Annotated in this window: 16 protein-coding genes; 8 read left to right on the top strand and 8 right to left on the bottom strand. The window is 72.9% G+C overall.

The window, feature by feature from the left end; translation table 11 throughout:
• Positions 1-90 precede the first annotated feature (90 nt).
• Together NFX44_RS17930 and NFX44_RS17925 are read right to left on the bottom strand one after the other, a co-directional pair.
• Complete coding sequence (locus tag NFX44_RS17930; RefSeq protein WP_262284702.1) at positions 91-858, bottom strand: class F sortase; 768 nt, start codon at positions 856-858, stop codon at positions 91-93.
• The gene (locus NFX44_RS17925) at positions 845-1855 is read right to left on the bottom strand and encodes a hypothetical protein (RefSeq protein WP_262284701.1); all 1011 of its coding nucleotides are present in this window, start codon (positions 1853-1855) and stop codon (positions 845-847) included. The genes NFX44_RS17930 and NFX44_RS17925 overlap by 14 nt, the downstream gene beginning before the upstream one ends.
• A 601-nt stretch (positions 1856-2456) precedes the next feature.
• On the opposite strand from NFX44_RS17925, the gene NFX44_RS17920 reads away from it, so the two are divergent.
• Positions 2457-4238, top strand: coding sequence for a glycoside hydrolase family 6 protein (locus NFX44_RS17920; protein WP_262284700.1), 1782 nt, complete (start codon positions 2457-2459; stop codon positions 4236-4238).
• A 99-nt stretch (positions 4239-4337) separates the two neighbouring features.
• Here the strand turns inward: NFX44_RS17920 and NFX44_RS17915 are convergent, their stop codons facing one another.
• The 5 genes from NFX44_RS17915 to NFX44_RS17895 form a co-directional block, all read right to left on the bottom strand.
• Complete coding sequence (locus NFX44_RS17915) at positions 4338-4721, bottom strand: hypothetical protein (protein WP_262284699.1); 384 nt, start codon at positions 4719-4721, stop codon at positions 4338-4340.
• 97 nt (positions 4722-4818) lie between these two features.
• Positions 4819-5139, bottom strand: coding sequence for a hypothetical protein (locus NFX44_RS17910; protein WP_262284698.1), 321 nt, complete (start codon positions 5137-5139; stop codon positions 4819-4821).
• 16 nt (positions 5140-5155) lie between these two features.
• Positions 5156-6811: a sodium:solute symporter family protein gene (locus NFX44_RS17905; RefSeq protein ID WP_262284697.1), complete on the bottom strand. Its 1656-nt coding sequence runs from the start codon at positions 6809-6811 to the stop codon at positions 5156-5158.
• 131 nt (positions 6812-6942) lie between these two features.
• On the bottom strand, positions 6943-7893 hold the full coding sequence (locus NFX44_RS17900) for a hypothetical protein (RefSeq protein WP_262284696.1): 951 nt from the start codon (positions 7891-7893) through the stop codon (positions 6943-6945).
• A gap of 13 nt (positions 7894-7906) precedes the next feature.
• Complete coding sequence (locus tag NFX44_RS17895; RefSeq protein WP_262284695.1) at positions 7907-8500, bottom strand: hypothetical protein; 594 nt, start codon at positions 8498-8500, stop codon at positions 7907-7909.
• A 450-nt stretch (positions 8501-8950) separates the two neighbouring features.
• Here NFX44_RS17895 and NFX44_RS17890 point away from each other — a divergent pair, with 450 nt between their 5' ends.
• The 7 genes from NFX44_RS17890 to NFX44_RS17860 all read left to right on the top strand — a co-directional run bounded on the left by NFX44_RS17890 (position 8951) and on the right by NFX44_RS17860 (position 17523).
• Entirely contained in the window at positions 8951-11371 is a 2421-nt protein-coding gene (locus NFX44_RS17890; RefSeq protein ID WP_262284694.1) for a nitrate- and nitrite sensing domain-containing protein, read from the top strand.
• Positions 11371-11787: a roadblock/LC7 domain-containing protein gene (locus NFX44_RS17885; protein WP_262284693.1), complete on the top strand. Its 417-nt coding sequence runs from the start codon at positions 11371-11373 to the stop codon at positions 11785-11787. The genes NFX44_RS17890 and NFX44_RS17885 overlap by 1 nt, the downstream gene beginning before the upstream one ends.
• A complete protein-coding gene (locus NFX44_RS17880; RefSeq protein ID WP_262284692.1) occupies positions 11777-12163 on the top strand; it encodes a DUF742 domain-containing protein in 387 nt (128 codons plus the stop codon). The genes NFX44_RS17885 and NFX44_RS17880 overlap by 11 nt, the downstream gene beginning before the upstream one ends.
• A complete protein-coding gene (locus NFX44_RS17875) occupies positions 12144-12746 on the top strand; it encodes an ATP/GTP-binding protein (protein ID WP_107078959.1) in 603 nt (200 codons plus the stop codon). Before NFX44_RS17880 ends, NFX44_RS17875 begins: the two co-directional genes overlap by 20 nt.
• 116 nt (positions 12747-12862) lie before the next feature.
• Entirely contained in the window at positions 12863-13897 is a 1035-nt protein-coding gene (locus NFX44_RS17870; protein ID WP_262284691.1) for a lactonase family protein, read from the top strand.
• Between the two features lie 177 nt (positions 13898-14074).
• Positions 14075-15835, top strand: coding sequence for a VWA domain-containing protein (locus NFX44_RS17865; protein WP_262284690.1), 1761 nt, complete (start codon positions 14075-14077; stop codon positions 15833-15835).
• 203 nt (positions 15836-16038) lie between these two features.
• Positions 16039-17523, top strand: coding sequence for a sugar transferase (locus NFX44_RS17860; protein ID WP_262284689.1), 1485 nt, complete (start codon positions 16039-16041; stop codon positions 17521-17523).
• Positions 17524-17545: 22 nt separating this feature from the next.
• On the opposite strand, the gene NFX44_RS17855 is transcribed toward NFX44_RS17860, so the two are convergent.
• A complete protein-coding gene (locus NFX44_RS17855) occupies positions 17546-18676 on the bottom strand; it encodes a PP2C family protein-serine/threonine phosphatase (RefSeq protein WP_262284688.1) in 1131 nt (376 codons plus the stop codon).
• Between the last annotated feature and the right edge of the window lie 79 nt (positions 18677-18755).

The following is an 18755-nucleotide window of genomic DNA, read 5'->3' as shown; positions in this document are numbered from 1 at the left end:
GGGTCGGGTGACCGACCGCCGGGCCGCGCCCGTTTCGCGGCGCCCACCCGGCCAAGTGGGTCGGGTGACCGACCGCCGGGCCGCGCCGCTTCACGCCAGGCTGGCGAAGGCGATGACGTTGTCGACGTAGCTGCGGCTGCTCTCGTCGAACGTCCCACCGCAGGTGACCACCCGCAGGCCGGGCTTGTCGGACGGGCCGTACACCAGTTCGGTGGGGAAGGCCGCCTTCGGGTACGACTTCACCTCGGTCACCGTGAAGGTGGCGGCCGAGCCGTCCTCCCGGGCGATGGAGATGGTGTCGCCCATCCGGAGCGCGCCGAGGTTGAAGAAGACGGCCGGCCCGAGCTTGGCCGAGTCGACGTGGCCGACGATCACCGAGTTGCCGGCCTCGCCGGGACTGGGCCCGGGGGAGTACCAGCCCGCCTTCATGGCCTGCTCCAGCGGGGGCACCTGGACCGTGCCGTCCGGGTTCAGGCCGAGGGTCATGATCTCGGCGTGCACGCCGATCCGGGGGATCGAGATGGTCGTCGGGGTCGAGCGGGGCAGTCCGGCGGGAGTGAGGTCCGGGTGCGGGGTCACCGCGGAGTCGTCGTCGACGGACGCCTGGTCGGCTGTTTCCGCGCCGATGCCGCCGGTGGGGCCCGGGATGGCGGTCGGCGACGGCGACGGCGACGGGTCGGCGGGCCCGGCCTGGGCGAGCGGCTGGGGCGGGCGGGCGGGCGGCACGGTCCGCACCGATGCCCCGATCATGCCGGCGCCCACCATGCCGAGCAGGACGACGACGGCGGCGCCGGCGGCGCGCCACGGTTTCCCGTGACGGCCGCCGGCCCGTGTCGCCGTCCGGTCAGACGAGGTCATCGCCCCGGCGCCGGCGCAGCAGGATCATCCCGCCCAGGGCGGCGGCACCGATGACGCCCACCCCGCTGGCGGCCATGTTGCGGTCCAGGCTGGTGGTGGTCATGCCACCGTCACCGCCGTCGACGTGGCCACGCGGCATGCAGTCCTTGCGGTCCTCGTCCTTGCGGTCGTGGTCCTTCTTGTTGTCGTCCTTGTTGTCCCAGTCCTTGCGGTCCTCGTCCTTGCGGTCGTGGCCCTTCTGGTCCTCGTCCTTGCTGTCCCAGCTGCGGTTGTCCCAGTCCTTGCGGTCCTCGTCCTTGCGGTCGTGGTCCTTCTGGTCCTCGTCGCGCCGGTCCTGGTCCTTGGCGTCGTGCTCCTTGTTGTCCTGGTCGTTGCGCTCGTCGTCCTTGCGGTTCTCGTCCTTGCGGTTCTCGTCCTTGCGCTCGTCGTCCTTGCGGTTCTCGTCCTTGCGGTCCTTCTCGTCGCCCGGCTGGTCGGCGACCAGGCCGCCGCCCTGGCCGTCAGCGCCCGGCTGCCAGGAGTCGCTGCCCTGCCAGTCGTTGTGCTCCTCGCCCTTGCCGTCCTGGTAGTCCTTGCCGTCGTCGTGCTTGCCGTCCTGGTCCTTGCCGTCGTCGTGCTTGCCGTCCTGGTCCTTGCCGTCGTCGTGCTTGCCGTCGTCGTGCTTGCCGTCCTGGTCCTTGCCGTCGTCGTGCTTGCCGTCCTGGTCCTTGCCGTCGTCGTGCTTGCCGTCCTGGTCCTTGCCGTCGTGGTCCTTGCGGTCCTCGTCCTTGCGGTCGTGGTCCTTGCGGTCCTCGTAGCTGCGGTCCCAGTCCTTGCGGTCCCAGTTCTTGTGGTCCCAGTCCTCGTGCTCCCCAGAGCAGGTACCGGGAAGGCTGATCTGCGGCTTGGCGACGGCGGTCGCGCTGGCCGCGTTCGCCGCCCCGGGCGAGAACAGCAGCAGGGACGCGCCGCCGAGAGCGGCACCCGCAACGAGCTTCCCGAGCATCTTCTTAGCCATGACCTGCGTCACTCCATCCCTTTTTGTCCTGAGCCCGCCTTCAGTCGAGCTACGACCGACGTTAGACCGGTTCATGAGTTATACGGGGAAAGATTCGTGTTTAGGAGTTTGCGGGCGATGGGAGCGGTACGGGTGCTACGCCACTTTTAGTGGGCTCCTGGGCGGCTGGGGCGAGGGTGTGTCCGCTCGGCCGTTCGCGCGTCGACTGCTGTCGGCCGTGCCATGGCGTGGCGCACTCTGCCGGTCTGCCCGGCTTCCGGCCATCGGCGCCGTTTTCGGCGCGGCCTGGGTGTTCGATCCCGCTCGTCCCGGACGGAGCGCATCGAACCATTGCCATGGAAGCGCTCCCATGCAAGAATCGCTGCAGCGGTTCGGGGAGCCACACCGCGAGCTCAGACGCCGAGGGCAGCCGGGTCCACCGGCCGGCGTCCGACTCCTCGACCGGTCCCGTGGGCCGGTCGACACCACCACCATCACGCCCGTCCGGGTCGGGCACCCCCGAATACACCCGTGGCGCCGACGATCCGTCCCCCGGCGGACGTCCGAGCGCCCTTCCACCGGGCCGTACGCGGATCCGGTCTCGCCCAAGGAGATCAGTGGCATGAATCTGTGGAGAAGGCTGTCCGGCCGCAGTCGGGCGCTAGCGCTGACCGGCGCGGGCGTCCTGGTCGCCGGTGGACTGGTGACCCTCCCGGTCACCGCGGCGCAGGCCGCGACCCAGTGCAGCGTGGACTACACCACCAGCGACTGGCCCGGTGGCTTCACCGCCACGGTGAACATCAGGAACCTCGGTGACCCGCTCAGTTCGTGGAACCTCGGCTTCACGTTCCCGAACAGCAGCCAGAAGGTGCAGCAGGGCTGGTCGGCGAAGTGGTCGCAGAGCGGCCAGAACGTCACCGCCCAGAACGAGTCCTACAACGGGTCGCTGGGTACCGGCGCCAGCACCAGCATCGGGTTCAACGGCGCCTGGAGCGGCAGCAACCCGAAGCCGACCCAATTCACGTTGAACGGCACGGTCTGCAACGGCGGCACCACCAGCCCGACGCCGACCAGCCCGACCCCGACGCCGACCAGCCCCAGCCCCACGCCGACCAGCCCCAGCCCGACGCCGACCACGCCGGGCCAGAAGGTCGACAACCCGTACGCCGGGGTGAAGGGGTACGTGAACCCCGAGTGGAAGGCCAAGGCCGAGTCGGTGTCCGGCGGCAACCGGGTGTCGAACAACCCGACCGCGGTCTGGCTGGACCGGATCGCCGCGATCGAGGGCACCGACGGCAGCAGCTCGAACGGCTCGATGGGCGTCCGCGACCACCTGGACGCGGCCCTCGCCCAGGGCGCCGGCTACATCCAGTTCGTCATCTACAACCTGCCCGGCCGGGACTGCTCGGCGCTCGCCTCGAACGGTGAACTGGGCCCCGACGAGCTGCCCCGCTACAAGGCCGAGTACATCGACCCGATCGCCGCGATCCAGGGCGACGCGAAGTACAAGAACCTGCGCATCGTCAACATCATCGAGATCGACTCGCTGCCCAACCTGGTGACCAACACCTCGGGCAACGCGGGCGGCACCGCGATGTGCGACACGGTCAAGGCCAACGGCGCGTACGTCAACGGTGTCGGCTACGCCCTGGCGAAGCTGGGTGCGATCGGCAACGTCTACAACTACATCGACGCCGCCCACCACGGGTGGATCGGCTGGGACAGCAACTTCGGCCCGGTCGCCGACCAGCTCAAGGCCGCCGCCGTCGCGTCCGGCAGCACCGTCCACAACGTGCACGGCTTCATCGTCAACACCGCCAACTACTCGGCGCTGAAGGAGCCGTACGTCAAGGTCACCGACTCGGTGAACGGCCAGACCGTGCGGCAGTCCAAGTGGATCGACTGGAACCAGTACGTCGACGAGCTCTCGTTCGCCCAGGCGTTCCGGCAGAAGCTGGTCTCGGTCGGCTTCGACAGCGGTATCGGCATGCTGATCGACACGTCCCGCAACGGTTGGGGCGGCACCGCCCGGCCCACCGGCCCGGGCCCGCTGACCAGCGTCGACGCCTACGTCGACGGGGGTCGGATCGACCGGCGCTACCACACCGGCAACTGGTGCAACCAGGCCGGCGCGGGCCTCGGCGAGCGGCCGCGGGCCAACCCGGAGTCGGGCATCGACGCGTACGTCTGGGTGAAGCCCCCGGGTGAGTCGGACGGCTCCAGCACGGCCATCCCGAACGACGAGGGCAAGGGCTTCGACCGGATGTGCGACCCGACGTACACCGGTAACGCCCGCAACGGCAACAACCTGTCCGGCGCCCTGCCGAACGCGCCGATCTCCGGTGCGTGGTTCCCCGCCCAGTTCCAGCAGCTGATGCAGAACGCCTACCCGCCGCTCTCCTGATCCGGCGGCCAGCCCACCCGCCGCGGCGGGAGTGAGGCACCGCCGCGCGGGTTCCCCGGGCCCCTGGTCGACCCCACGTCGACCAGGGGCCCCCGGGCGTCAGGGCACCGTCTTCTCGATCGCCGCCCGGCCCAGCTCGGCCAGGTCGCGGCGGGCCCGCTCCAGGTTCTCCGGGGTCATGTCCTGGCCCCGGGCCATCACCAGGTCCTCGGGGTCCCACGGCTGCTCGGCCCCGGTGCGGATGTTGTCCCCGCCCGCCCCCGTGCCGGTGCCGGTCGCTCCGGTCCCGGCCGCGTACGGGTCGCCGAGGATGTCCGGCGAGCCGGTGTCGGGCACCGCGCCGTCGGGCTCGGTGAAGACGGGATTGTCCGGGTCGGTGCCACCGGTGCGCAGCTGCGGCACCGTGCTGTCGTCGTCCACCGCGGCGGCCACCTCGGGGGTCTCCTCCAGCGGCCGCTCGCCACCGCGGTCACGATCCGTCATGCTGCTGCCCTCCTGTCCCTTTCCGTGATCCCCACGGCGTACCCCGTGCGGCCCCGGCCATGCCGACGGCCCCGGGACGGGCGTCCCGGGGCCGCGGTCAGCGCTCGTCGGCGGCGCGTGGCTCCGGCGGCTCGGTCGGGCGCAACCACTGCCAGAGCAGCATCAGCAGCCCGAAGGCGAGCATCACCAGGCCCGCCCAGAGGTTGATCCGGACGCCCTGCGCCTTGTCGATCTCGGCGGACGAGTCGAAGAGGCCCATGAGGCCCACGATCAGCCCGTACGCGACGAACAACCCGCCGATCACCCGGCGGATGTCGAACAGCCGCGCCGCCGCCGACCGGGCCTCCTCGGCCTCGGTCTCCTCGACCAGCGGGTCGTGGGCCTCGCTACGGGAGTGGCGTTCGGGGTTGTCTGCCATGGCGTGCCTCCCTTTCTCAGAAGACCGGGATGTAGAACAGGGCGGCGAGGACCACGGCGATCACGCCGAGCAGCACCGGCGAGCGGTACCAGGCGGCGTCGCCGGCCAGCGAGTCGTCCTTCAGTGTGGCGTCGCTCAGGCCGTAGACCAGGCCGGTCAGCTCGTCGTCCCGCTTCGGCCGGGTCAGCGGGGTGAGGATCGCCGCCACGACGGCGACGGTCACGAAGGCGAGGCCGGCACCCCAGAAGCTCTCCTCCAGGTCGGAGTTGAAGCGGACGACGTGGCCCAGGTGCAGCAGGTAGGTCCCGATCGCCACCACGGTGCCCGCCAGCAGCGACCAGAAGCCGGCGAGCGGGCTCATCCGCCGCCAGAACATGCCGATGATGAAGGTGCCGAAGAGCGGGGCGTTGAACACGGAGAACAGGGCCTGGATGTAGTTCATGATGTTGCTGAACCCGGCCGCGATGAACGCCGTGCCGATGCCGACCACCACCGCCACCACGGTGGCGATCCGGCCCACCTTCACGTAGTACTCGTCCGGGCGGTCCCGCCTGAAGTACGCCTGCCAGATGTCGTACGTGAACACGGTGTTGAACCCGCTGACGTTGGCGGCCATGCCGGCCATGAACGAGGCCACCAGACCGGTGACCGCGATGCCGAGCACCCCGTTGGGCAGCAGGTCGCGCATGAGCAGCGGGATCGCGTTGTTGTAGACCAGGTCGCCCTCCTCGGCGCCGAGCCCCTTGACGGTGACCAGGGCGATCAGGCCGGGGATCACGGTGACCAGCGGGATGAACAGCTTCGGGTACGCGCCGATGATGGGGGTCCGGCGGGCGGCGCTCATGTTCCGCGCGGACAGGGCGCGCTGGACCTCGGCGAAGTTGGTGGTCCAGTAGCCGAACGAGAGCACGAAGCCGAGGCCGAACACGATGCCCAGCCAGTGCGCGCCCAGCGGGTTGTCCGTGCTGCCGGTGCCCTGCCAGGCGTGCAGCCCGGCCTCGCCGAGCTTGGAGTCGCGGACCGCGTCCATCAGGCCGTTCACGCCGCCGACCTTCACGAGGCCGATCACGGTGATCGGCACCAGGCCGGCGATGATCACGAAGAACTGGAGCACCTCGTTGTAGATCGCGCCGGACAGGCCGCCGATGGTGATGTAGGCCAGCACGATCAATGCGCCGATCACGATCGCGACCCAGAGCGGCCAGCCGAGCAGCGCCTGCATGATCAGCGCGAGCGCGTAGAGGTTGACGCCGGCGATGAGCACCTGGGCGACCGCGAAGCTGATCGCGTTCAGCAGGTGGGTCGGCCGGTTGAAGCGCAGCCGCAGGTACTCGGGGACGCTGCGGACCTTCGAGCCGTAGTAGAAGGGCATCATCACGATGCCCAGGAAGACCATCGCCGGCACGGCGCCGATCCAGTAGTAGTGGACGGTCATGGCGCCGTACTGGGCGCCGTTGGCCGCCATGCCGATGATCTCCAGGGCGCCCAGGTTCGCCGAGACGAACGCGAGGCCGGTGACCCAGGCGGGCAGTGACCGCCCGGAGAGGAAGAAGTCCACACTGGTCCGGATGGCCCGGCGTGCGGCGAAACCGATGCCGAGGACCGTGATGAAGTAGAGCGCCAGGATCAGATAGTCCAGGGCGTTCATGTCCAACCGAAGGCCGTCACCCATCCCGTGCTCCCTCCCTGGCGACACTGCGCCCGCACGTACCCACTTTGGGAATTTTCATGCCGGGAGTGCGGTCTGTCGCACATGGTGGAGCCCCGGCCGTTCACCGGCCGGGGCTCCGCGGAGAGGTGTCATCAGCGGCCCAGGACCCGGTCCAGGAAGTCCCGGTAGCCGCGCACGGCGACCCTGAGCTGCTCGGTGTCGGTCGAGCCGGACTCCTGCCAGCTGCCCAGCCTGGTCTTCTGCTCGCGCAGCGCGGCGGAGAGCGCCTCGATGGCCTCCTCCACCAGCGACTGCGCCTCGCCGACCGCCGCCTGCGGGTCGTCCACGAAGCGGAGCTGGACGTCCCGCCAGCGGTCCCGGAAGTCCTGGGCGGTCTCCTCGGCGAAGAGGGTGGCCGCGTCCGCCGGCACGGCGCCCGGCGTGGGCCGGGCCGCACCGGCCAGGGCGGCGCCGGCCGCGCCCGCGCCGGCCGCGGCGGTGCTCGTGTCCGGGTCGACCATCGCCGGCTCGGCGCTGCCGTACCCGGCCCCGGCGGCGGCCGGGCCGTCGTCGGGCGCCGCGCCGGAGTGGGCCGCCTCCCAGCGGTCCGGGTCGTGCAGCCGGTCGCCCGCCGTCGGGTCGGCCCGCTCGTCGTCGAACGCGTCGGTCCGGCCCGGAGCGCCGTCGCCCGGCGCGGCGGTGTCCTCGCCGCGCGGGTCCCGCTCGTCCTCGGGCCGGCCGCTGGCCATCGCCGAGGCGGCCACCGCGTCGCCCACCGAGGTCGCCCCGAAGGCGGTCGGCAGCGGCGCGGGGTCGTGGTACACCGGACGGTCGTCGGCGTCGGCGGCCTCCGCGTCGCTGAGTTCCCCGGCGTCGTACGCCCGGGTCTCGTCGGATCCCGCGTCCCGGCGCTCGGCGCGCTCGTCGGCGACCGCCGGGTCGTCGAAGGTGCCCCGGTCGTCCAGGGCGTCCTCGGGCACGTCGGCCCGGTCGGCGTCGGGCCCGTCGCCGGCGGCCCGGTCGCCCGAGGGCGGGACCGGCACCGGCGTGGACCGGACGGCCTCGGGGTGGTCCTGCGTGACCTGCTGCTCTTCCTGACGCATGGCGGCGGCCTCCTCAGCGGCTCGTGGCGTCGTGCTCGTGGTCGGGGTCGCGCTGCTCCGGCGGCTGGTGCCCGACCGGGTCCTCGCCGAGCAGGTCGGCGAAGAGGGCGCGGTAGTGCACGAGCGCCTGTCGGAGATCCTCGGTGCCGGCCTCGCCGCGCTCGTTGCGCAGCCGGATGTCGTGGGCGTCGCGGTAGTGGGTGAGGGTGCGGGCGTGCTCGACGGAGAGGTGGGCGATCTGTTCGGAGAAGTCCCCGGTGGGGTACCCGCGCTCCGCGATCAGCCGGGTGACCAGTTCGTCGGCGTCGCCGACGGTTTCCGCGGGGGAGTCGACGAAACGCACCTGGAGTTCCTCCCAGGCGGCGGCGTAGCGGGCCCGGGACTCCGGGCTGAGCGGGGTCAGCTCCAGCTCGGCGTGGCGGCGCTCCCGCTCGCGCAGCTCCCGCTCGGCGGCGCCGCGGCTGTCCTGCTCGGCGACGGCCCGGTCGTACTCGGGGCCGAAACGCTGCCTGAGGGCCCGGCGGCGGCTGGCGACCACGGCGACCGCGGCGAGCGCCGCGAGCACCAGAACGACGATGACTATGACGACTACCTGGGTGGGCGACATGGCTCCTCCTTCGCCCGCTGGTATTCCCTCCGGTCCGTGATCGTCAATCCCGATCGGCGGTACTTTCCTGCGCGATCGTGCCCCCGGAGCCTGCCCACGGCACGGCCGGCCACACATCCGTTCCGCGCCGGGAAAGGTGGACCGGCCCCAGAAGCGGCGTTCGGGTGACGAACCGGGCGTCCGCTCCGGGCGGCGCGCGACGGGGCCGGCGAGCCGGTCTCCCGTACGCCCCTTGTGGACGAAATCCCGCCGGTCCCTTCCGGCGGTGCTCTGCCGTCCAACGGTGTCCACAGCGAACATTCCGGACCGTAGTGAGGGGCGAGACGGCCGGTAGTGCATCCGGCTGGGATTACGTATCCTGCCCAAGGCGCCCGGGCCGGGGCCCGGCGTCGCGGCCCTCCGGCCGGTGCCGGCGCCACCCCTGCGACACCTTCCCCCGGGCGAGGTTGGATGAACACCCGAGACTGGCCGATCCGCGCCAAGCTGACCGCGCTGGTCATCGGTCCGGTGACCGGGCTGCTGGCACTGTGGATCTTCGCCACCACGCTGACCTTCGGGCCGGCCCTCGACCTGCTCGCCGCCCGCACCCTCCTCTATGACCTGGGCCGGCCCGGTGAGAGCGTGGTCGCCGAGCTGCAACGGGAACGCCGGCTCTCGGTCGTCCAGCTCGCCGGTGACACCGCCGTGCCGGCCCTGGCCGAGCAGCGCGTCCGCACCGACCGGGCGATCGCCGAGCTGCGCCGCCGGGTCGACGGGGACAAGCTCCGCGACGCCGCCGACGACCTTCTCGACGCCCGGCTCGACCAGCTGGTGTCGGCCCTCGACGCGCTGCCGGCGGGACGGGGCTTCATCGACGGCCGGAAGGTGGACCAGGCCGGCGCCGTCGGGCTCTACAGCGGGATGATCGGCTCCGCCTTCCAGACCTTCGCGGCCATGGCCACGCTGCCCGACGCCCAGCTCAACCGGCAGGCGCTGGCGCTCACCGGGCTCGGCCGGTCCCGGGAGCTGCTCGGCCAGGCCGACGCGCTGCTGGCCGGCGCGGTCACCGCCGGCCGGTACGCCGAGGGTGAGCACGAGCAGCTGGTCCGCACCATCGAGAACCAGCGCTTCCTGGCCGAGAACGCGGTGGCCGACCTGCCGCCCGCCGAGCGGACCGGCTACCAGCGGCTCACCGAGGGGGAGGCGTTCGTCCGGCTGCGCGCCCTCCAGGACACCCTGGTCCGCGCCCGCGACCTGCCGGCCGGGTTCGACATCCGGGCCTGGGAGACCAGCCACGCCGCGGTCTCGCAGGGCCTGCGGGACTTCGAGCTGCGCGGCGCGGACACCCTCACCGAGCGGTCCGTGCCCATGGCGGTCCAGATCCTGGTCCGGCTGGCCGCCGCCGGGGTGCTCGGCCTGGTCGCCATCGTGGTCTGCGTGCTGGTGGCGCTGCGGGTCGGCCGGTCCCTGGACCGCCGGCTCACCGGCGTCCGCACCGCCGCGCTGGAGATGGCCGAGCACCGCCTGCCCGACGTGGTGGCCCGGCTGCGCCGCGGCGAGGAGGTCGACGTCGCCCGCGAGGCGCCCGAGCTGGACCACGGTGGCGACGAGATCGGCCAGGTGGGGCGCGCCTTCAACGAGGTGCGCCGCACGGCCGTGCAGGCGGCCGTCGACGAGGTCACGCTGCGCCGCGGCCTCAACGAGGTCTTCCTGAACATCGCCCGGCGCAGTCAGGGCCTGGTGCACCGGCAGCTGGCCCTGCTGGACCGGCTGGAGCGGCGGACCGAGGACCCGGACGAGCTGGCCGGGCTGTTCCAGGTCGACCACCTCGCCACCCGGCTCCGGCGGCACGCCGAGGACCTGGTCATCCTGGCCGGCGCGGCCCCCGGCCGGGGCTGGCGCAACCCGGTCGCCGCGGTCGACGTGGTGCGCGGCGCGATCTCCGAGGTCGAGTCGTACGACCGGATCGACGTGGGCGAGGTCCAGCCGGCCGGTGTGCTCGGGCGTGCCGTCGGCGACCTGATCCACCTGCTGGCCGAGCTGGTCGAGAACGCCACCGTCTTCTCTCCGCCCGGCACCCGGGTGGACATCACCGGCCGCACGGTGCCCGGCGGCTACACCGTCGAGATCACCGACCGGGGGCTCGGCATGTCCCCGACGGCCCTGGCGGACGCCAACCGCAAGCTGTCCCACGCCCCGGAGTTCGACCCGACCGACAGCGCCCGGCTCGGCCACTTCGTGGTCGCCCGGCTGGCCGCCCGGCACGGCGTCCGGGTCGAGCTCCGGCCCGCCGCGCCCGGCGGGATCACGGCCGCCGTGTTCGTCCCGTCGGACCTGATCACCGCCGAGCCGGCGATCGGCCCGACCGGCCCGGACGCCGACCGACCCGGGCGGGACGACCGGCGGATGGCCAAGGTGACCCGGCTGGCCACGGTCCCCCGGACACGGGCTTCCCGGCCCGGCCGGGACCGCCCCGAGTCGGCGGTCGTGCCGCTGCCCAACGGCCGTCCCTCCAGCGTCGAGACGCCGGCCGACGCCGACGGCCTGCCCCGCCGGGTCCGTCGGCGCGGGCCGGCGGCCCGGCCCCGGCCGGTCGTCGCGGACAACCCGGCGCACCGTCCGCCCGAGGAGGCCCGGCGAGCCATGTCCGCGCTCCAGGCCGGCACCGCCCGGGGCCGCCGTGACGGCTCCCGCGCCGCCACCGACCCCGGCGCGGCCCGCAGCCGGCCCGCCCCGGCGGCGGCCGGCGGACCGGCCGCCGACCCCACCGCCGCCCCGGGCCGGGCCGGCGCTCCGCCCACCGACGCGGCCCGTACCCGGGCCACCGAGCCCTCCCCGCCCGAACCGGCGGCGGCTCCGGACCAACGAACCGCGACTGAGAGGGACGCCTAGTGGTGCACACGACGCGGCAGAACGCCGATCTCGACTGGTTGCTCGACGACCTGGTGGAGCGGGTGCCGGGCGCCCGCCAGGCGGTGGTGCTGTCGGCGGACGGCCTCCTGCTCGGCGCGTCCGCCGAGCTGGACCGCACCGACGCGGAACACCTCTGCGCCCTGGCCTCCGGTTTCTCCAGCCTCGCCAAGGGGGCCACCCGGCACGTGGGTGGCGGTGCGGTCCGGCAGACCGTGGTGGAGATGGAATCGGCCTACCTGTTCGTCACGGCCGCCGGGCAGGGCGCCTGCCTGGCCGTGGTGAGCGACGCCGACGCCGACATCGGCCTGGTGGCGTACGAGATGGCCATGCTGGTCATCCGGGTCGGCGAGAACCTCAGCGCACCGGCCCGCACGGCGGCGACCGATGCGGGCTGAGTCGCCGGGGCCCCAGCATGAGTGGCTGGACGCCGCCGCCGGCCCCGTGGTCCGCCCGTACACCGTGACCGGCGGCCGGGTGCGCCCCCCGGTCGACGGCTTCGACCTGGTGGCGTTCGTGCTGACCACGCCGGGGGCCGATCCGGCCGGCGTGCCCGGTCTCCAGCCGGAGCACCGGCGCCTCGCCGAACTGGCCCGCCGACCGGTGGCCGTGGCCGATCTCGCCGCCGACCTGGATCTCGCCGTCGGCGTGGTCCGGGTGCTGCTCGGCGACCTCCTCGCCCGGGGGCTGGTCACGGTGCGCCGGCCGGCCGCCGCCCACCTGCCCGACGACAACATCCTCAAGGCGGTGGTCAGTGGACTCCGTGCGCTTTGACCGGGAGCCGGCCGCGCCGCGGGTGCCGCTGGCTCTGAAGATCCTCATCGCCGGCGGCTTCGGCGCGGGCAAGACGACGCTGGTGAGCGCGTTGAGCGAGGTCCGGCCGTTGCAGACCGAGGAGGTGCTGACCGGCGCCGGCATCGGCACCGACGACGTCTCCGGGGTGGAGCAGAAGTCGACCACCACCGTGGCGATGGACTTCGGCCGCATCACCATCAACGACGACCTGCAGGTCTACCTCTTCGGCACCCCCGGGCAGGACCGGTTCTGGTTCCTCTGGGACGAGCTGGCGTTCGGGGCGCTCGGCGCCGTGGTGCTGGCCGACACCCGGCGGCTGGCCGACTGCTTCCCCTCGATCGACTACTTCGAGCAGCGGGGCATCCCGTTCGTGGTGGGCGTGAACTGCTTCGACGGGTCCCGCCGGTTCAGCCTGGAGGCGGTCCGCGACGCCCTGGACCTGGACCCGGACGTGCCGCTGGTGCTCTGCGACGCCCGGGACCGGCAGTCCGGCAAGCTGGTGCTGATCTCGCTGGTCGAGCACGTCGCGCGGCAGCGCGGCGAGCCGGTGCCGGTGGGCTGATCCCGCCGCGCCCACCGGTCCGGCCGGAAAGCCGGCGCCGGGAATGACGCCTAACCTGCCGGCTGACCGGGAAGGCTCTGGTTGGATCAACGGTGGGACGGCGGAAGGTGGGAGTGGTGAGCGGGCAGGACGCGATCGTCCACATCGGGGGCTACACGGCGGAGTCGGGCGGGCGGGCCGAGGGCATCGTCGCCGCCCGGCGCGACCCGGCGACGGGGGCGCTGACCCCGCTCGGCACGGTGGCGGTCACCCCGTCGCCGTCGTTCCTCGTCCGGCATCCGGCGCTGCCGGTGCTCTACGCGGTCAACGAGCTGGCCGAGGGGCAGGTCAGCGCCTTCCGGACCGGTCCGGAAGGCGACCTGGACCCGCTCGGAGTACGCCCGACCGGCGGGGCGGAGCCCTGCCATCTGGCGGTGGCACCGGACGGCCGGCACCTGTTCGTGGCGAACTACGGCGGCGGGAGCGTGGCGGTCTTCCCCCTCGACGCCGACGGCACGCCGGGGGAGCGCAGCGACCTGGTCCGGCACGAGGGGCACGGCGCCGACCCGGACCGGCAGGAGAAGGCGCACTGCCACATGGTCTCGCCCGACCCGGCCGGCGGTCCGCTGCTCGCGGTCGACCTGGGCACCGACTCGGTCTACCGGTACGACCTCGACGCCCCCTCGGGGCGGCTGGTGCCTCGCGCCCCCCGGCTGCGGACGCCGGCCGGCACCGGGCCCCGGCACCTGGCCCGGCACCCGGACGGGCGGCGCTGCTGGCTGGTCGGCGAGCTGGACGGGACGGTCACCGCGTACGACCTGACACCGGACGGGCTGCACCAGCGGGTCCGGGTGGACGCCAGCGGCCGGGCCGGGCACGTGCAGCCCTCCGAGGTCGCCGTCGGGCCGGACGGTCGCTTCCTCTACGTGGGCAACCGGGGCGTGGGCACGGTCGCGGTGTTCGCGCTGGACGGGGAGGCGCCCGAGCTGGTGGCCGAGGTGGACACCGGTGGGGAGTGGCCCCGGCACTTCGCCCTGACCGGCGAGCACCTCCACGTGGCCGACGAGCGGGCCGGCATGATCAGGATCTTCCGGGTGGACCCGGGCACCGGCGTGCCGGAGCCCGTGGGAGAGCCGGTGCCGGTGGCGAGCCCCACCTGTGTCTGTCCGTGATCGGGCGGTCACCGGAACACCGTCCGCAGTGGACCTTGATCACCTGGGATGACTGATCGCTCACTCAGTGTGATGATTTGGCGATCAACTGTTTCTCCTGCGTAACTTTCGTCCGAACGGTTGTGGCACTAACCCCACGAGATACGCAAGATGGTCACCGTGTCTGGCCGCCATCGCATGCGTTCGAACCTCCGTGGGGCAGGTGCCGTTGCCGCGGCGACCGCGCTCGTCGTCGTCGTAGCCGGCTCCTGGTTCGGTTATCAGCAGCTGGCCGGCCCGAACTGCTCGGGGCGGATCGAGCTGTCCGTCGCGGCGGCCCCGGAGATCGCCCCCGCCGTGCGCGGAGCCGCCGATCAGTGGGTCGCCGACGGCGCGGCGGTCGGCGAGACCTGCATCGCCGTGAATGTCTCCTCCGCCGAGCCGGTCGATGTGGCCGCCGCGGTGGCGAGCAAGCACGGCGCCACCCTGGCCGGGGTCGGGCAGGCCAGCGGCACCGTGGTCACGCCGGACGTCTGGGTGCCGGACTCCTCCACCTGGCTGCTGCGGCTCAAGAGCGGCGGCGCCACCGCGTTCGCGCCGGCCAACGGCGCCTCGATCGCCCGCAGCCCGGTGGTGGTCGCGCTGCCGGAGCCGGTGGCCCGGTCGCCCCGGATCGGGTGGCCGAACAAGAAGCTCCACTGGACCGACCTGTTGGCCCAGGTCACCAGCGGCAAGCCGCTGCGCGCCGGGATCGTCGAGCCGACCCAGGACGCCGCCGGCCTGTCCGGGCTGCTCTCGTTGACCGCCGCCGCGAGCGCCACGGGCGCCGCCGGCTCGGCGAAGGCCCAGGAGGCGATGGTCGGCGCGCTGCGGGCGCTGGCCACCAACCGGTCCTCGCTGCGGCAGGACCTCCTGGCCCGCTTCCCGCGCTCGTCCGACCCGACGGCCATCGCGAACGCGCTCGGCGCGGCGGCGCTGTCGGAAGAGGACGTGATCGCGTACAACAACACCAAGCCGCCGATCCCGCTGGCCGCGCTCTACCTGGAGCCGGCGCCGATGCCGCTGGACTACCCGTTCGCGGTGCTGCCCGGCATCGAGCCGACCAAGGCGTCGGCCGCCCGGGTGCTCTTCGAGGTGCTGCGGACGGGTGGCTTCAAGAACCGGCTGGCCGGCCAGGCGCTGCGGGCGCCGGACGGCAACTGGGGCGACGGGTTCAAGGCGCCCCAGGGTGCGCCGAGCCCGGCCAACGGCGGCGCGAGCGCCGTCCCGCCGTCCGGCCAGGGTGGCGCGGCCGACCTGGACCCGGTCGCCATCCAGAAGGCGACCACCACCTGGTCGGTGGCCACCCAGTCCGGTCGCATGCTCTGCGTCATCGACGTCTCCGGCTCGATGAAGAAGGCGGTGGCCACCGCCAACGGCGCCAGCCGGGAACAGGTCACCGTCGCCGCCGCGAGCCAGGGCCTGGGCCTCTTCGACGACTCCTGGTCGATCGGCCTGTGGACCTTCTCCACCAACCTGAACGGTTCGCAGGACTACCAGGAGCTGATCGGGATCAAGCCGCTGTCGAGCAACCGGGGCCCGATCCAGCAGCGCCTGGCCGGCATCCGGCCGTCGGACGGCGACACCGGTCTCTACGACACGATGCTGGCGGCGTACAAGAAGGTCCAGCAGGACTGGGAGCCCGGCAAGGTCAACTCGATCGTGCTGTTCACCGACGGCAAGAACGACGATGACAACGGCATCTCCCAGAAGGACCTGCTGAACCAGCTCAAGCAGCTGCGCGACGAGGAGCAGCCGGTCCAGGTGATCATCATCGGCATCGGCACCGAGGTCAGCCGCACCGAGCTCAAGTCGATCACCGATGTGACCGGCGGCGGCTCCTTCGTCACGACCGACCCCAGCAAGATCGGTGAGATCTTCCTGCAGGCGATCGCGCTGCGGCCGCCGGCGCCGCGCTGATCCGGCGCTCAGTGAGGGTGTTCCGCCGTACCGGCAGATCCGGTACGGCGGAACGCTTCTCGGTAGAAGAGAACTGACGGCAATGTGTCCGAAGCAATCGGTAACCATAATTGTCGAGGCAAGATGACCGGGTGCTCCGAACCGCGTGATCCCCACCGGGCCCGCGCGGCGCGGGGTCGTCCTGAGCGAAGTGGGGAGGGCCGGTGACCTCGGCGACGCTGTTGACCCCCGCCAGCACGTCGTCGCGACCCGGTGGCGACCGCCCCGGACCGACGACCCGCGCTGCGGAGCGGGCGTACATCCGGGTCCTGGCGGTGCTGGACACCGCCGTGCTGACCGTGGCCATCCTGATCGGGTACGTGGCCCGGTTCGGCGACGAGGAACCGAGCGGCTCCGAGATCCCCTACGTGGTGGTCGCGCCCGCCCTGCTGCTGGTCTGGCTGGTCTCGCTCAGGGCGATGCGCTGCTACGACGACCAGGTGCTGGGCTACGGCGCCGACGAGTACCGGCGGGTCAGCGCGGCGAGCCTGCGGCTGGCCGGCGGCATCGCCATCGCCGGCTACATCGCCGACGTGGGGGTCTCCCGGGGCTTCCTTGCCATCTCCTTCGCGGTCGGCACGCTCGGCCTGGAGGTGGCCCGGTTCGCCGCCCGCAAGCGGCTGCACCGCGCCCGCTACCGGGGCGCCGGCTGGTCCCGCAAGGTGCTGGTGGTGGGCGACACCGCGCACGTGCTGGAGCTGGTGCACACCCTGCGCCGCGAGCCCTACGCCGGCTACCAGGTGGTCGGCGCCTGCATCCCGGACGCGCTGCTCGCCCCGGTGCCCCAGCGGCTGGGCGACGTGCCGGTGGTGGGCTCCTTCCGGGGCATCCCCGAGGCGGCCACCGCGATCGGCGCGGACACCGTGGCGGTCACCGCCTCGGGCGAGCTGACCGCGACCCGGCTGCGCCGGCTGGGCTGGCAGCTGGAGGGCACCGGCGTCGACCTCGTGGTGGCCCCGGCGCTCACCGACGTTGCCGGCCCGCGCATCCACACCCGGCCGGTGGCCGGCCTGCCGCTGATCCACGTCGAGGCGCCCGAGTTCCGCGGCGCCCGCAAGCTGGTCAAGGGCTTCGTCGACCGGTCGATCTCGCTGATCGCCCTGCTCCTGCTGTCGCCGCTGCTGGTGGTGATCGCCCTGGCCATCAAGCTGGACAGCCGCGGCCCGGTGCTCTTCCGCCAGACCCGGGTCGGTCAGGGCGGCAAGGAGTTCGGCGTCTTCAAGTTCCGCACCATGGTCGTCAACGCCGACGCCCTGCTCGCCGAGCTGGCCGCGCGCAACGAGACCGACGGCCTGATGTTCAAGATGCGCGACGACCCCCGGGTGACCCGGGTGGGCCGGCTGCTCCGCAAGTGGTCCCTGGACGAGCTGCCCCAGCTGGCCAACGTGCTGCTCGGCCAGATGAGCCTGGTCGGTCCGCGCCCGCCGCTGCCCTCCGAGGTGGCCCGCTACGACGGCGACGTGGCCCGCCGGCTGCTGGTCAAGCCCGGCATGACCGGCCTCTGGCAGGTCAGCGGCCGGTCCGACCTGAGCTGGGAGGACGGCATCCGGCTCGACCTCTACTACGTGGAGAACTGGTCCCTCGCCGCCGACCTGACCATCCTCTGGAAGACCTTCGGCGCGGTGCTCAACAGCCGCGGCGCGTACTGAGCCGGCGGGCGACCGGGGCGGGTCAGGGCTGCGGGCCGAGCCAGTCCAGGCAGACCACCACCGCGTCGTCGACCAGGTCGCCGGCCACGAACGCGCGCAGGTCGCCGATCAGCGACCGGACGGCGTCCAGCGGCTCCATCGGCCCGGTGCGCCGCAGGAAGCGGTCCAGCGCGGTCTCGCCGTAGCGGATCCGCTCCGAGGTGGCGTCGATGACCCCGTCGCTGACCACGAAGAGCCGGTCCCCGCGCCGCAGCTCGAAGCGCTGCTCCCGGTAGTCGGTGCCCTCGAACATGCCGAGCGGGAACTGCTTGTCCAGGACCTGCTCGGTGACCTCGCCGTCGCGCAGCAGCACCAGACGGGGCGAGCCGGCGTCGACCACGTTCAGCGTCCCGGTGGCCAGGTCCAGCTCCAGCAGGAGCGCGGAGAGATGCTGCTCACCCCGGTGCAGCGCGTAGGTCGCCTGGTCCGCCAGGGCGGCCTGGTCGGCCAGCCCCAGCTGGGCGCGGCGGGCGTTGCGCAGCGCGTGGGTGGCCAGCGAGGTGAGCATCGAGGCGGCCACCCCCTCGCCCGAGCCGTTGATCACCGACAGCCAGAGCCGGTGGCCGTCGTCGGACCAGTCGAAGCCGTCGCCGCGCACCGCGTACGCCGGCTCCAGCTGCCCGGCCAGGCTGAAGGAGGGACGGATGCGGCTGCGGCCGGGCAGCAGCTCCCACTGCATCTCGGCGGCCAGGGTGAGCCGGCGGCTGCGCCGGGCGGTCAGGTAGATGTCCGTGGTGGCCGCCACGGCGGCCAGCTCGTGCCCCAGCGCCGTGGCGACGGCGTCCAGCTCGGCCAGGGCGGCCGGGTCACCCGGCACCGGTGCGATCCGGAGCACCCCGCGCCGCTCGCCGCGCATCCCGACCGGGAACCAGCCGGTGCCCTCCGACACGATGGGTTCCTGGTGGTCGAAGCAGCGCCAGGCCGGATGGCCGGGGGTGACGATCGACTCACCGCCGCCCAGCGGCAGCAGCGCGGCCAACCGGTAGTCGACCTGGTAAAGCTCGGTGTCGGTGATCCCGTACGACCGTTCCAGCTCGGCGGCGAGCCGGTCGACGAGCTGGTCGGTCGGCGCCTCGGTGAGGCTCCGCCGTGCCCGATCCTCCGGTCCGCTCATCTTTGCTCCTTTGCACAGGTCGTCGGCCTGGTGAGGCGGGTAGTCTCGGGCCCACCATGGCCGAAGAACGCGGTCCCCA

This window comes from Micromonospora sp. MA102 (assembly GCF_025460765.1).
GTDB lineage: Bacteria > Actinomycetota > Actinomycetes > Mycobacteriales > Micromonosporaceae > Micromonospora > Micromonospora halotolerans.
This window is presented reverse-complemented; position numbering and strand designations above follow the sequence as displayed.

Bases quoted from the DNA above. Each gene is read 5' to 3' on its own strand.
- NFX44_RS17890 (WP_262284694.1), top strand. From the start codon at position 8,951: ATGAACACCCGAGACTGGCCGATCCGCGCCAAGCTGACCGCGCTGGTC.
- NFX44_RS17880 (WP_262284692.1), top strand. From the start codon at position 11,777: ATGCGGGCTGAGTCGCCGGGGCCCCAGCATGAGTGGCTGGACGCCGCC.
- NFX44_RS17915 (WP_262284699.1), bottom strand. From the start codon at position 4,721: ATGACGGATCGTGACCGCGGTGGCGAGCGGCCGCTGGAGGAGACCCCC.
- NFX44_RS17925 (WP_262284701.1), bottom strand. From the start codon at position 1,855: ATGGCTAAGAAGATGCTCGGGAAGCTCGTTGCGGGTGCCGCTCTCGGC.
- NFX44_RS17895 (WP_262284695.1), bottom strand. From the start codon at position 8,500: ATGTCGCCCACCCAGGTAGTCGTCATAGTCATCGTCGTTCTGGTGCTC.
- NFX44_RS17910 (WP_262284698.1), bottom strand. From the start codon at position 5,139: ATGGCAGACAACCCCGAACGCCACTCCCGTAGCGAGGCCCACGACCCG.
- NFX44_RS17855 (WP_262284688.1), bottom strand. From the start codon at position 18,676: ATGAGCGGACCGGAGGATCGGGCACGGCGGAGCCTCACCGAGGCGCCG.
- NFX44_RS17930 (WP_262284702.1), bottom strand. From the start codon at position 858: ATGACCTCGTCTGACCGGACGGCGACACGGGCCGGCGGCCGTCACGGG.
- NFX44_RS17900 (WP_262284696.1), bottom strand. From the start codon at position 7,893: ATGCGTCAGGAAGAGCAGCAGGTCACGCAGGACCACCCCGAGGCCGTC.
- NFX44_RS17920 (WP_262284700.1), top strand. From the start codon at position 2,457: ATGAATCTGTGGAGAAGGCTGTCCGGCCGCAGTCGGGCGCTAGCGCTG.
- NFX44_RS17865 (WP_262284690.1), top strand. From the start codon at position 14,075: ATGCGTTCGAACCTCCGTGGGGCAGGTGCCGTTGCCGCGGCGACCGCG.
- NFX44_RS17905 (WP_262284697.1), bottom strand. From the start codon at position 6,811: ATGGGTGACGGCCTTCGGTTGGACATGAACGCCCTGGACTATCTGATC.